Annotated in this window: 13 protein-coding genes; 6 read left to right on the top strand and 7 right to left on the bottom strand. The window is 64.5% G+C overall.

Going from position 1 to position 13368, the window contains the following annotated elements:
- Positions 1 to 7: 7 nt before the first annotated feature.
- Complete coding sequence (locus CXQ81_RS13985) at positions 8 to 655, bottom strand: nicotinamidase (RefSeq protein ID WP_101337523.1); 648 nt, start codon at positions 653 to 655, stop codon at positions 8 to 10.
- A 184-nt stretch (positions 656 to 839) separates the two neighbouring features.
- Between CXQ81_RS13985 and CXQ81_RS13980 the strand changes: the two genes are divergently transcribed.
- From CXQ81_RS13980 to CXQ81_RS13965, 4 genes are all read left to right on the top strand, one after another.
- Positions 840 to 1385, top strand: coding sequence for an adenylyltransferase/cytidyltransferase family protein (locus CXQ81_RS13980; RefSeq protein ID WP_101339413.1), 546 nt, complete (start codon positions 840 to 842; stop codon positions 1383 to 1385).
- Between the two features lies 1 nt (position 1386).
- On the top strand, positions 1387 to 2094 hold the full coding sequence (locus CXQ81_RS13975; RefSeq protein ID WP_101337522.1) for an NUDIX hydrolase: 708 nt from the start codon (positions 1387 to 1389) through the stop codon (positions 2092 to 2094).
- A gap of 8 nt (positions 2095 to 2102) precedes the next feature.
- Complete coding sequence (locus CXQ81_RS13970) at positions 2103 to 2609, top strand: NUDIX hydrolase (RefSeq protein ID WP_101337521.1); 507 nt, start codon at positions 2103 to 2105, stop codon at positions 2607 to 2609.
- Between the two features lie 215 nt (positions 2610 to 2824).
- Positions 2825 to 4657, top strand: a complete 1833-nt coding sequence (locus CXQ81_RS13965; RefSeq protein ID WP_101337520.1) for an NAD(P)/FAD-dependent oxidoreductase — start codon at positions 2825 to 2827, stop codon at positions 4655 to 4657.
- Between the two features lie 75 nt (positions 4658 to 4732).
- Here the strand turns inward: CXQ81_RS13965 and CXQ81_RS13960 are convergent, their stop codons facing one another.
- Complete coding sequence (locus tag CXQ81_RS13960; RefSeq protein WP_092418441.1) at positions 4733 to 5635, bottom strand: LysR family transcriptional regulator; 903 nt, start codon at positions 5633 to 5635, stop codon at positions 4733 to 4735.
- 101 nt (positions 5636 to 5736) lie between these two features.
- On the opposite strand from CXQ81_RS13960, the gene CXQ81_RS13955 reads away from it, so the two are divergent.
- Positions 5737 to 6960, top strand: a complete 1224-nt coding sequence (locus CXQ81_RS13955; RefSeq protein ID WP_101337519.1) for an aspartate aminotransferase family protein — start codon at positions 5737 to 5739, stop codon at positions 6958 to 6960.
- 140 nt (positions 6961 to 7100) lie between these two features.
- On the opposite strand, the gene CXQ81_RS13950 is transcribed toward CXQ81_RS13955, so the two are convergent.
- A complete protein-coding gene (locus CXQ81_RS13950) occupies positions 7101 to 7640 on the bottom strand; it encodes a DUF4174 domain-containing protein (RefSeq protein WP_007924989.1) in 540 nt (179 codons plus the stop codon).
- A 504-nt stretch (positions 7641 to 8144) separates the two neighbouring features.
- On the opposite strand from CXQ81_RS13950, the gene CXQ81_RS13945 reads away from it, so the two are divergent.
- A complete protein-coding gene (locus CXQ81_RS13945; RefSeq protein WP_009043268.1) occupies positions 8145 to 9014 on the top strand; it encodes an oxaloacetate decarboxylase in 870 nt (289 codons plus the stop codon).
- Positions 9015 to 9109: 95 nt separating this feature from the next.
- On the opposite strand, the gene CXQ81_RS13940 is transcribed toward CXQ81_RS13945, so the two are convergent.
- The 4 genes from CXQ81_RS13940 to CXQ81_RS13925 all read right to left on the bottom strand — a co-directional run bounded on the left by CXQ81_RS13940 (position 9110) and on the right by CXQ81_RS13925 (position 13244).
- Complete coding sequence (locus CXQ81_RS13940) at positions 9110 to 9517, bottom strand: response regulator (RefSeq protein WP_007924986.1); 408 nt, start codon at positions 9515 to 9517, stop codon at positions 9110 to 9112.
- An 82-nt stretch (positions 9518 to 9599) separates the two neighbouring features.
- A complete protein-coding gene (locus CXQ81_RS13935) occupies positions 9600 to 10664 on the bottom strand; it encodes a hypothetical protein (protein WP_256593473.1) in 1065 nt (354 codons plus the stop codon).
- 37 nt (positions 10665 to 10701) lie between these two features.
- Positions 10702 to 11112, bottom strand: coding sequence for a hypothetical protein (locus CXQ81_RS13930; RefSeq protein WP_101337518.1), 411 nt, complete (start codon positions 11110 to 11112; stop codon positions 10702 to 10704).
- A complete protein-coding gene (locus CXQ81_RS13925; protein ID WP_101337517.1) occupies positions 11109 to 13244 on the bottom strand; it encodes a C1 family peptidase in 2136 nt (711 codons plus the stop codon). Before CXQ81_RS13925 ends, CXQ81_RS13930 begins: the two co-directional genes overlap by 4 nt.
- Between the last annotated feature and the right edge of the window lie 124 nt (positions 13245 to 13368).

Here is a 13368-nt window from a genome sequence, read left to right as displayed (position 1 = left end):
TGACTCCTCAGGCACTGGCCAATCTGGCGGTTTCTTCGCGGGTCGCGGCCACCGCGATACCCGCTTGTTGCATCTCGTCGATCGCCTGGGTGGCGCCCTCTGCGCTGATGGCGCGGCATGCCGGCAGATGGATGATCACCTTGAAGCCGGCGGCGGCCAGTTGCAGGGCGGTGGTCTTGACACAGAAATCCAGGGCCAGGCCGCCGACGATGACCCGTTGCACACCCTGGCTGTCGAGGTACTCGATGACCCCGGTGGACAGCTTGCCGTGCAGGTCGTGGTAGCAGGCGCCATAGGGGTGCAGGTCCGGCTCCACGCCCTTCCACACGAAGTAGTCGTAGTCATAGGGCGTCGGCAATTCGTCCAGCAGGGTGAACCCTTCGGTGCCCGGTACGCAGTGGCTGACCCAGGTCAGGTCGGCATGCTCCAGGCCGGTGGGCTGGAGCATCTGCCCGGGCTCGTTCACCACCCAGGGGGCCTGGGGGCTGTGGGCGTCCTTGCTGCCGATGCGCAGGCTGGCCAGGGTCGCCATGAAGTTCAGCTCGCCACCGATGCGGTCGCCCTCGGCCACGGGCAGTTCGTCCGGGCACAGCGGGGTAAAGCTCTTTTGTGCATCGACATCGAAGGAAGCGGTCTTCATCGTTTGGCTGTTCATGCTGGTTCTCTCCTTTGCATGGAACATAAAGTACACGTCATGTACTTTCATAGCAACCCCCTTTGACTCCGCTTTTTATTTCATCGATCCAGATCAAACAATATAAATAGTGCATGACATGCCAATTCCCTGCACGCACAAGCAATGATAAGGTACACGTCATGTACCAATGCAGGAGATGCAGATGTTTGAACTGGCCCTCTATGGCGGCGCCTTCAACCCGCCCCACGCCGGTCACGTCCGGGTCATGCTTGAAGCCGCCCGCCACGCCCGGCGCGTGCTGGTAGTCCCCAGCTTTCGCCATCCGGACGGCAAGCGCATGGCCGACTTCGAGCAACGGGTGAACTGGTTGCAGGCCATCACCCGGCACCTGCAACCCGAGTGCCCCGCCGAACTGGCAGTGAGCCGCCTGGAGCAGCAACTGGGCCTGGCCGATCCCGCCCCGGTCTACAGCTACACCCTGCTGCAACGGCTGGCGGACGACCTGGCTCTGGATGGCAAGCGCATTGCCTTGGTGGTGGGTGAAGACGTGGCGCGCCAGTTGCCCGGGTTCCATCGCGGCGAGGAGTTGCTGCAGCGCTTTTCCATCCTGCGGATAGAAGAACAACCGGGGGTGCGCAGCAGCGTGTTGCGTCAATGCCTGGCCCGCGGCGAAACACCGCCAAGCCAATGGCTGGCACCGGGCATGAATCCGCTAAACTACGGCCTCTACGCCGTCCACGGAAGTTGATATGCCCGACCGCCCCCTCTCCCCCAGCGCCTACCTGCACACCATCGACCTGTGCCTGCTGCGCTATAACCGCGAACGCTCCGAGCTGGAAATCCTCCTCCATCAACGCGACAGCGAGCCCTTCGCCGGGCACTGGGCCCTGCCGGGCATCGTGGTCAACGGCGATGTCGAGGACCGCAGCCTGAATGATGCGGTGCAGCGGCTGCGGCGCTCCAGCAAGGTGGACATGCCCCTGGCCTGGCTGGAGCAGGTGGGCACGGTCGGCGACGCCTTTCGCGACCCGCGCTGCTGGTCGTCCTCGACCTTCTACCTGGGGATCGTCAGCGAGCCGGTGGAGCCCGGTCCGCAGCAGGGTTTCTTTACCCTCGGCGACGTGGCCAGCGGCAGCTTCAAGCTGCCCTTCGACCACAACAGCCTGGTGGCCCAGGTGCACGAGCGGCTGTTTTCCAAATCCCTGTACAGCAGCCTGCCGTTGATGTTTCTCGGCAGCGAGTTCAGCGCCCCCGAAGCGGTGATCATCTTCTCCCTGGTGCTGCAACGGCCCGTGCTCAAGACCAGCATCCGCCAGCGCCTGTTGAAGATGAGCGAAGCCGGTTACCTGCGCGAAACCGGACGCAAGAAAAGCGGCGACGGCGGCCGGCCGCAAGCCACAGTGGAAAATCTCAAGCCCGCCGAGCTGTACCTGTTCGATCGCTGTTTTCTGGAGTGATACCCCCCATGAGTTCCATCGCCGACAACCAGTGCCTGCTGGAAACCCCGTATTTCAAGGTGGTCCGTGAGCAGGGCTACTTCATCATCAAGGAGCCCCGGGCGGTGAACGGCGTGGTGGCCGTGCCGACCCTGGCCGATGGCCAGCTGATGCTGGTCAACCTCAAGCGGCGGGCCATCGGCGGCCAGTCCATCGAGTTTCCCCGCGGCGCCATCGATGCCGGGGAAAGTGCCGTTGACGCCGCGGCCCGCGAATTGCTGGAGGAAACCGGCTGGCAGGCGTCGCACGTTCGCGAACTGGGCCTGCTGCACAGCAACACGTCGCTGATCGCCAGCGCGGTGGCGGTGTGTCAGGTGCAGATTGCCGAACAACAGGCCGCCGCCACCGATGGTGAAGTGGACCATCTGCTGTGGGTCAGTCGCCAGGAATTGATGACGATGATCGCCACCGGCCGGATCACCGACGGCCACACCCTGTCGGCGGCGATGATGCTGCTGGCCAGCGAGTCGGTCTGACGCCAGCCAGCCCTGCTGCCGGTCCTCCGGCACCAGGGCATCGGGCATCAAATCCTCCTCTCTCACGCTCTTGCACTACTGTCCCGCGCGGGCACAAACCCCGCCCGCCCCTATGCACCCCGAAATCTGTTCTAGGCTTGGACCTCTGGCGACTATTGATTTAGAGCCATCGAGCAAGTGAAAACACATGGAAATGACTTTCAAGGAGAAACCCCATGTCTGCGATTCCTTCCAGAACCAACCGCTCTCCCCTGCGCATGAACAAGGACGTCACCGCGCTGATTCCGGACTTCCCCTTTCACTACGCCGACTTCCTACAGAAAGCACAGGGCAGCCCCCTGGGCCATGTCGCCCCGGAGAACTACGGGAAACAGGTGCTGATCGTCGGTGCCGGCGTCGCCGGCCTGGTCGCCGCCTATGAGGCCATGCGCATGGGCCTGCACCCGGTGGTGGTCGAAGCCTCCGAGCGCATCGGCGGGCGGCTCTACTCCAAGGTCCAGGGCGACCCCGAAAACCCAGACAACCAGGTGCTCTGTGAACTGGGCGCGATGCGCTTTCCGGTGTCCGGCAAGGCGCTGTTCCACTACTTCCGAAAGGTCGGCATGACCGACAACTCGGCGGACTTTCCCAACCCGGGCACCGCCGCGGCGATCAGCACCGTGGTCGATTACCGCGGGGAAAAAGTCTATTACGAAGTGGACGGCAACCCGGACTTTCCAAAACCACCGGAATACACCGAACTGGAAGACCAGTTCTTCGATGACTTCCTGGCAACCTACGATTTCGCTGCCATGGAAGCGGCCATGACCGAAGGCTCCATCGATCAACAGAAGATCAAGAAGCTGTGGAACGCCATCGTCAAACCTCAGTCGGGAACCAGCGGCGACGATGTCAGCTTCTACGCCGCGCTCCTGGAAAACTCCGGCTGGGACAAGGCCGATATCGACCTGTTCGGCCAGATCGGCTTCGGCACCGGCGGCTGGAACACCGACTACCCCAACAGCATCCTCGAACTGCTGCGCGTGCTGTACACCGGCCTGGACGCCGACCACCAACTGATGTTCGACGGTTCCTCCAGCCTGCCGCAACGGCTCTGGTCGAAGACCCCGAAAGAGCTGGGCGACATGATGAAGCATTGGTCCGCGGAAACCACGGTCGAAGCCCTGTCGCGCGAGGTATTCCCGGACCCGTTCCACCAGGAAGTGCGACACATCGAACGCCAGCCGGACGGCTCCTTCCGCGTCTCCATCACCGATACCCGCACCCAACTGACCCGGCAACACAACTTCCCCAGCGTCATCTATACCCCGCATGTGCGGATCCTCGACAAACTGCGCTACTCGGGGAACCCACAAAGCCTTCCCGCCATGGACAGCCTGCTGCCCATCGATACCTGGGAAGCCATCATGTACACCCACTACATGCAGTCGGCGAAGATTTTCGCCGCCACCCAGCGCCCGTTCTGGAACGACCCGGTGGCAGAGGGCGAGCAACGCAAGATGAGCATCACCCTTTCCGACCGGCTGACCCGCGGCACTTACCTGGTGGACTACTCGGCCAGCAAGGGCGACTACAAAGGCAGCGGGATCTTCCTGTCCTACACCTGGAACGACGATGCCCTGAAGTTCCTCGGCGACCGCCCCGCGCCGCTGCCGCAGCATGTCGACCTGTGCACCAACCTGCTGGACAACCTCTACCCGGATATCAAGCTCAACGAGCAATACAGCACGGTCGATGCGTTCGTGGAGCACAACTGGGAGGACCAGCCGCTGTACCTGGGCGCCTTCAAGATGAACTTGCCGGGGCAGTACGAGTATCAGCGGCGGATCTTTTCCCAGTTCATGAGCGGCATCGATACGGAGCAACCCTATCGCTTCATCCTGGCGGGCGATGACGTGTCCTGGACCGCTGGCTGGGCCGAAGGTGCGGTCACCACCGCGATCAACGCGGTGAACAAGCTGGCGGTGTGTTTTGGCAGCGGCAGCCTGCCGGGCAACCCGGGGCCGGTGGAATCCTGGGACAAACTGAAGCCTGTCGAACGGGCTTGACCGAACCTGCGTGAACCCGACCCCGTCGCTGCCAGACCGGCACGACGGGGTCTTTGCTTGATGGCCCGACATCGATCAGCGTCCCCACTTCTCCAAGGCAAATTCGACGAAGCTGCGCAGCTTGGGCAGGCGGTAACGGTCCTGGGCGTACAGCAGGTGCATCGCTCGCAAGGGCAATTGATAGTCCTGCAACACAGGCACCAGCCGCCCCTGTTGCAGGTCCTCCTCCACCAGGGCATCGGGCATCATCACCACCCCCAGGCCACCCCGCGCCGCGCGGTGCAGGCCGGACGAAGTGTTGGTCAGCAGCGAACCGGACACCGGGATCAGCACGTCCCCCTCGGGCCCGCGCAACGGCCACTGGGTGGCGGTGGAGCTCCACTCGTCACCGGCCGGATAAGCGAACGCCAGGCAGTTGTGGTGCTGCAGGTCCTCCGGGACTTGCGGCGTGCCGCAGCGTTCCAGGTAGTCCGGCGCGGCGCAGATGGTCAGGGTGTAGTCCTCCAGGGGCCGGGCGATCAGCGACGTGGTGTCCAGGTTGCCCAGGCGAAAAGCCACGTCGAAGGCGCCGTCGATCAAATCGAAGCGCTGGTTGGCCAGGGTCAGTTCCACCTTGACCTGCGGGCAGCGCTGCTGGAACTCGCTCAGCGCCGGTGCCAGGCGCTCGGTGCCGAAGGTCAGCGGCGCGGTGATGCGCAGGGTGCCGGACGGCTCACCCTGGACCTGTTCCGCCATGCGCTCGGAGTCCGCCACCAGCCCCAGCACCGCCAGGCAACGCTGGTAATACTCGGCGCCGAACTCGGTCAGGCGCTGGCGCCTTGTGGTGCGGCTGAGCAGGCTGACCCCGAGGCGCTGCTCCAGGGCCCGCAGGTGATTGCCGACCATGGTGGTGGACAGGCCGCACTCGCGGGCGGCGGCGGTCATGTTCCCCGCCTCCACCACCTTCACGTACACCGTCATCGCCTGGAACAGATCCATTATCAACCCTGACTTGAAGATGATTAAAGAATTGACGAGTTTATCTAGCCAGGGTGGCTAACGATACTGCCAGCACACCCCACTCGATGGAGCGACCCGTCATGACCGCCACCTGCCTGATGAGCACCTATCAACCGCTGCCCCTGAGTTTCACCCACGGCCTGGGCACCCGCCTCTGGGACCAGGCCGGCCGCGAATACCTGGACGCGGTGGCCGGCGTGGCGGTGACCGGCATCGGCCATTCCCATCCCAAACTGGTCAGCGTCATCCGCGAACAGGCCGGCCTGCTGCTGCACACCTCCAACCTGTACAGCATCGACTGGCAACAGCGGCTGGCGCAGCGGCTGACCCGCCTGGCCGGCATGGACCGGGCATTCTTCAACAACTCTGGCGCCGAAGCCAACGAGACCGCGCTGAAGCTGGCACGGTTGCACGGCTGGCACAAAGGCATCGAGCGGCCGCTGGTGATTGTCATGGAGAACGCCTTCCACGGCCGTACCCTGGGCACCCTGGCGGCCAGCGACGGGCCGGCGGTGCGCCTGGGCCTGAACGCACTGCCCGGGGATTTCCTCAAGCTGCCCTTCGGCGACCTGGCCGCCCTGGAGCAAGCCGCGCAGGCCCACGGCCCGCGTATCGCCGCGGTGCTGATGGAGCCGATCCAGGGCGAAAGCGGTATCCGCCTGGCCCCGCCCGGCTACCTGAAGGCCGTGCGCGAACTGTGCAGCCGGCGCAACTGGCTGCTGATGCTCGACGAGATCCAGACCGGCATCGGCCGCACCGGCCAGTGGTTCGCCTGCCAGCACGAGGGTGTGGTCCCGGATGTGATGACCCTGGCCAAGGGCCTGGGCAACGGCATCCCCATCGGCGCCTGCCTGGCCCGGGGCAAGGCCGCGCAGCTGTTCACCCCCGGCAGCCACGGCAGCACCTTCGGCGGCAACCCGCTGGCCTGCCGGGTGGCCTGCACCGTACTGGAGATCATCGAGGAACAAGACCTGCTGGCCAACGCCAGGCGCCAGGGCGAGCATCTGTTGCAACGCTTGCGGGTGGAGCTGGCCGATCACCCGCAGGTCCTGCAGGTGCGCGGCCTGGGCTTGATGATCGGCATCGAGCTCAAAGCCCCGCAGCGCGAGCTGGCGCTGCGGGCGGCGCAGGATCACGGACTGCTGATCAACGTGGCCCGGGGCACCACCATCCGCCTGCTGCCAGCGCTGATCATCGATGAACGGGAAGTCGAGATGATCGTGCGCGGGGTCAGCCGGACGCTGCAAAACGCTGAAGGTGATGGCGGTGCAGCAAAAGAGGCAGAAATGCTGGCAGTGTCGTGACCGATGCCTGATGGTCAGCGAGGTCAGGCGAGGTGAGTTAGAACGCTATCGCGAGCAAGCTCGCTCCTACAGGAGCCTGTATGTTTCTGCAGGAGCGAGCTTGCTCGCGATGCGCTATCAGGAAACGGTGATGGCCAGACTCAGTCGTCCAGCGGCTTGGGTGGTGCCGCAGGCTTGCCCGATTTGGCGGCCTTGCCGGCGTGGGCCGCCTTGACTTCCGAGACCGGCGCCAATGCCGGCGCGGTGGCTTCCTTTTCCGCGGCCGGCAGTTGGTCGATGGTGCTGAAGACTTCCTTGAGTTCGATGGCCCCGGAATGCTCGAGCTTCTTCTCACCGTCCTTGCCCACCAGGATCACCTTGGTCTGCGCCCCGGCGCCGAGCTTCAGGCTGCGGATCAGCGCCATGGTCGATTGCGGGTCCAGGTCCTTGCCGTCGCGTTGGCCGATGGTGTTGATCACCGTGTAGAGCACCATGTTGCGTTCGCTGAAGGCCTGGCGGTTGGCCGGCTCGTCGAGGGACTTCTTCAGCGCCACCAGGGTCGGGTCCACGGTGCTGGGAGCGATGACGATCAGTGGGCGCGCCTTGCCCTGATCCTGGGCCAGAGGGCCTTCGTTGTCGGCCGCCATTGCGGGGCCGACGACAGCGAGCAGCGTTGCGAGGGTCAATGACCGAATGAACATGCGTCTCTCCTTTGGGTATCCACGTCCTAATGATTGCGCATCAGGGGAAAAGGTCCAGACCCGGACTCAAATTCTGACATTTTATTGAGCCGTCCCCCTGGTTCGTGGCGTTGCAACGAGCGCTGCGTACTCTCGTCCTCGCCGCTACAGATCGACGCGCCCATAAACGCCAGTGATAACCGAACCCTCTTGTTCGGCATGATCGACCCGCCTTGGCGCCCATGACAACCGGCATGACCTATGCCGTTCTGGCATGGGCCCATACGAATTCGTCATCATTTTCGCCGCGGCGGCGTGATAGCCTTCATCCCGGCCATAACAAGAGCGCCCGCCTGGCTTTTTCCATCCAGTGCGGCGTCACCCGCCGTTTCATACCTGCTTGCTTCGTCTTCATCTGCCCAGGTTTTCGCAGCGAACCTTTGACACAGGCGCGCTGGACGACCGATTGCATTTTTGACTCGACGCTATCGTCGGCATCTCTTTTACCTCCTTCCGGGAGTTCGTATGTCCAGGCTGTCTCATCAAGATTTACGCCGTAGTTTTCGCGAGTTGATCGCTTCAGACTCCTGCTTTCACACCGCCTCCGTATTCGACCCGATGTCGGCGCGGATCGCCGCCGACCTGGGGTTCGAAGTGGGCATTCTCGGCGGCTCCGTCGCCTCGCTGCAGGTGCTGGCCGCGCCTGACTTCGCCCTGATCACCCTGAGCGAATTCGCCGAGCAGGCCACCCGCATCGGCCGCGTCGCCCAGCTGCCGGTGATCGCCGACGCCGACCACGGCTACGGCAACGCCCTCAACGTGATGCGCACCGTGGTCGAACTGGAGCGCGCCGGCGTCGCCGCCCTGACCATCGAAGACACCCTGCTGCCGGCCCAGTTCGGGCGCAAGTCCACCGACCTGATCTCGGTCGCCGAAGGCGTGGGCAAGATCCGCGCGGCCCTGGAAGCACGGGTCGACCCGGAGCTGGCGATCATCGCCCGGACCAACGCGGCGATCCTGCCGATCCAGGAAATCATCAGCCGCACCCAGCAATACGAGCGCGCCGGCGCCGACGGCATCTGCATGGTCGGGATCAAGGATTTCGAGCAGCTGGAGCAGATCTCCGAGCACCTGTCGGTGCCCTTGATGCTGGTGACCTACGGCAACCCGGCGCTACGCGACGATGCTCGCCTGGCGCAACTGGGCGCGAAGATCATCGTCGACGGCCACGCGGCGTACTTCGCGGCGATCAAGGCCACCTACGACTGCCTGCGCGAACAGCGGCAGATCTTCACCCAGGCCTCGGACCTCAGCGCCACCGAGCTGGCCCACACCTACACCCAGCCCGAGGAGTACATCGTCTGGGCCAAAGAGTTCATGAGCGTCAAAGAGTGAGCCGCTAGCTCACCCTCCCTTGCGATCACCGAGGACCCAAGGTCCTGGGTGGTCGAAAGCCGCTTCACTCCTCATCTCGCCAGCGCCCCGCCCAACTACCTATTCCCCGCCTTGTTCAACGCCTCGTCGACACTGTCGAGGATCTGCCCGATGGTCCAGGGTTTGCGGATGAACGACACCGGATAGCGGATGCCGGAACTCTGCGGCGTCTCATAACCGGACATCACCAGCACCGGCATTTCCGGCCAGCACTCGCGCACCCGATTGGCCAGGCCCGCGCCGTTCAAGGTGCCCGGCATATTGATATCGGTCAGCAGCAGACGCACCTGGTCCGGGTGGCTTTCCAGGAACTGCAGCGCCTCATCCGCGCGGAGCATGGCCTGGGTGGCGAAGCCCTCGTCCTGCAGGATCTCGCAGAGGAACTCCAGGATCATCGGCTCGTCCTCGACCACTAACAGCAGGCGACAAGGCTGGCCTGGATTGACAGATGAAACTGGGCTCATGTGGATGCCGCTCCCTGACTACGTACACAACCCTGACGCGATTACGCCATTTAGAGTTATGAGCAGCGCCTGACCGATAAATTCACTCGGCCTGCCGAGGTGCTGGGCAAGACCGCGTACGCACCGCCGGTTGCGCCGGCGGCAGCGGGATCACCGCCAGAGGCGCCGGCAAGACCACCGGGACACCACGGGCGACGTGGCAGGCAACAGTGTCCAGGAAGGGTTGGAGCTTGAGCCCGGGAAGCGGCTGTGGCCGGTACGGATCGTTACCGAAGAAGTTTTCCCAGTGGCCGATCAGGACCATCCGAGGTTGGGTGACCGTGAGCAGGTGCCAGGGATAATCCCGCACCTGGGTCCAGGACGCAGCGCTGAGGATTTCCACGTCGATCCCCTTGCCATCAGCCAGCGCCGGAGGAAAACCGAAAGGCGGCGGCGCACCGGAATCCTGATAGTGCAGGCGGTACACCGGGTTCTTGCCCGACTCGTCGAGCAGGTCGATCAGCCAGGCCATCGGCTGCCCCGGTTTCCACTGCCAGATGTAATCCGGTGTGTCCTTGAGGTCGAGGACATAATGCCCGGGAATCAGGTTGATCCCGGCGACATGCCCGGCATGCTGGCTCTGGATCGGCATGGCCCGTATGCGCCCACCGGTGGAATACAGCCAGGTACCAGGCCTCGGCGGCAGCCAGGTGCCATCGCGTTCCTCAAGACGGGCCATGGCCCACTGCGCGTTGACCACCCGCTTCGGGTCGACCATGGTCCGCAGCATGTGCGCCACCGAGGACGAACCATAGACCAGGGCCTTGGGACTATGTTTTTTCATCACCCAGGGGACGTCCAGCAGATGGTCATAATGCCCATGCCCTACCAGCAGCATGCTCACGTCATCGGCGCGCGGCATGTAGAGGTCGATACGCTTGTGGTCGGCCACCACCCGCGCCGGCGGCAGGAAGCCTGAGTTCACGGCCGCCGGATTGCTGAACGACGGCGCCAACAGCACGCCCTCCCCGCGCCAGTGCAGCAGCCAACCGCCCACCCCGAGAAACTGGATCTTCGGTTCGCCGATCACCGTCCGTTCCCGATAGAGCCCCGGCATCCCGCCTTCCGGGTCGTGGGCGCAGCCGCCGAGCAGCAACAGGACAAGCATCAACGCAGCCGGCATCTCCCTTGCGCCCAGCGCTGTGTCAGCCACCCTGGGTGACATCGAGCACCCGGACGTCCATCTTCCCCGAGTTGTTCCCGTAGAAGCCCAGCACGTCGTTGGCGCAGAACTGCAGGCGCCCCGGCGGCAGGTCCGACCAGACGCCGTCGCCGCGCCCGAGCAGGCGCCAGGGCGACTTGCCCGCCGGGCCCCTGGTCCGCACCAGCAGCGCCATCCAGGCCGCCTCGGGCAAGCGCTTGGCCCAACCCAGGCATTCGCGGATGCCACCGGGGTGCGCCACGCCCTCGGGCTTGGTCGGCTTATCGCTGGCATCGGCCCACAGGCCTTCCACCAGGAAGCGGTAGCGATGCCCGGCTTCGATTTCGAACTCACTGGTGACACAGGACTGGTTGGCCGGTACTTCGATGGGGCGGATCTGCGAAGGAATGCTCATGGTTGCCTCCGGCCAATGCTGCTGGCCAGGTCCAGCTGGCGCCGCCGTTGCGCCCGCTCGGCGATGGGTTGCGACAACACCAGGGCTTGCCGCGCTCCGCCTTGCCCGAGGATCCGCGCCAGGGTCGCGCGAACCGTGGTTTCGTCGTTGTCGAAATCGCCGTGGTGACGGGCCCCGGAGGCATTCTGACTGCCCATCGGCAAGTCGTTGGGCGCGCGTACCCAGTCGGCGTTCGGAGCATTGGAGAACAGCTGCGCCAGATCGCTTTCGCCGGTGACGAACCGCTCCATGCCGAGGATCGGCTCACCGTCGGGTCGAATCAGCGGTATGCGTACCTTGTCCTCGAAGGCATCGGAGACCAGGTACAGCAAGGACTTGTTGTAGATATGCGCGCAATGGTCGTCACGTTCGGCCTGGTCGGTCAGGGTGAATAGGCCGAACTTCTGGATGCGCTTGTCGCGAATCGGCGCCAAATAAGTCTCGCGAAACAGCTTGACGGTGCAGGCCGGCGCCCACAGGTGGCAACTGGCGATCTTCACCTCCAGCCCCTTCAACTGGCTGCGCGCCATCGGCCCGCCGTTCATCTCACCCTTGGATACCAGGTACTGCACCATCGGCGCCAGCAGGATGCTGCCCGCGCTGTGCCCGACGATATGGATCTCCACCCCCTGGGCAGCCAGGCGCGCCAGGGCCCTGGCCACCACCCGCGCCCCGCCGTTGGCATTGACCATGGCACGCAGGCCGTTTTCCTTCATTTCGTCCCACTCGGCCTTGCCGGTCAGCAGCCGGGCAATGGGCTCCAGCGCATCGTCCAGGCGGTCGAGCATAAAGTCCTTGGTCGCGTCCAGCACCCCTTCGGAGCGCCGGCGCCGGGCAGCATCGGCCAGCATGTTGCCCAGGGTGCTCCAGTAATCGGTCTTCCAGATGAACGCCAGCGGATAACACTCGGCCTGCAACATGGCCGCGCGGTAGCCGGCCACGGTTTCGATGGCCCCGGCCTGCGCCACCAGGCCGCCGTGGGCATACACCACGATGCGTTTTTTCGCCCAGCCGGCGGTGATGCGCGGGAAGTCCACGGCGAATATTTCCTCGACGCTGGCCGCGGTGGTCGCCAGGTCGCCACGCGGGTCGAAGGCGCCGTCGTTGCCCAGGCTGATGACATGCGGACGAATCTCCCGCAGGGTCTCGCTGGACGAAGCCGCCGCCACCGCCTTGGCCTGCGATGCCGCCTGCAGCGACACGCGCAGGGTGATCGGCGCGCCGAGCCGAGCGACCCAGGCATCCGCGCCGTTGGCCAGCCAGTCGTCGTAGCGCAGGTGGGCAAACCCCTCGTACCCCCACGTCTCGCCCCAGGAATTCTGAATCCAGAAACCGTCCTGGTCATAGGCAACGATCGCGAAGGCATGGCCGCCGAGAATGTTCGCCGAGGGCTGGATATGGCCATCCCCACCGACCGCATGCCAGCCCTCGTGCACGCTGGCGCTGGCGTACAGCACACCGACTTCGGCAATCGCCGCGTGCATGGCGACGATGTCGGTATGGTTGACCCGGAAGTACGCCCCCAGCGGGCGCAGCGCCGACTCCTCGGCCAGCACCTGGGTCAGGGTCGTGGCCTGGTTGTTGGCCTGCCACCGCGGTGCCGGGCACACCCCGTGCTTGTACCAGCCCTTCATCGCCCCGCGACAACTGGAACCTTCGTCCACCTCGCCGGCCCATTCGTCATAACGACGGGCCAGGTCGTACAACATGTGCGGGCTGACGAGCGTGGCGTCGGACTGATAGCGACGGGTGCGCAGCAGGTAATGCGCCACCGTCGCCAGGCCATAACCGGTGCAGGCGTTTTCCTGGCCCTGGTCGAGTACCGGCACCCTGGTCTTGCGGTAGTCGCTGAGTTCGCGGCGTACCGGGACTTCCACCAGGGTCGGGATATACATGGTGTCGCGAAAATCCAGGCCGTCCGGTCGCACGTTCAGGACCCGGGCAGGGGCCGTGGCGGCCTTGCGGCGGGCGATCTTCTTGCCAGTCCTGGCGACCGTTGCGGCAGTTTTTTTCGTGGTTTTTTTCTCGGCTTTTTTGGCTGTAGCCGCAGCCTTGCCCTTTTTGACCGCGGACCGGTCGGATGCAGATGCCATGCTCACGCGCTCCCGATGTCGTGACGAGACTGGCACTGCCGGCGCCTGGTTGCGCTCCCCAGCCCTATGGGTGACTGGGCTGAGCATAGCCAAGGGCGATGCACGCCGCTTTCGCTTCGGACCA

Source organism: Pseudomonas sp. 09C 129, from assembly GCF_002843625.1.
Lineage (GTDB): Bacteria > Pseudomonadota > Gammaproteobacteria > Pseudomonadales > Pseudomonadaceae > Aquipseudomonas > Aquipseudomonas chlororaphis.
The sequence above is the reverse complement of the archived record's forward strand: the minus strand, read 5'-3'. Positions and strand labels throughout refer to the sequence as shown.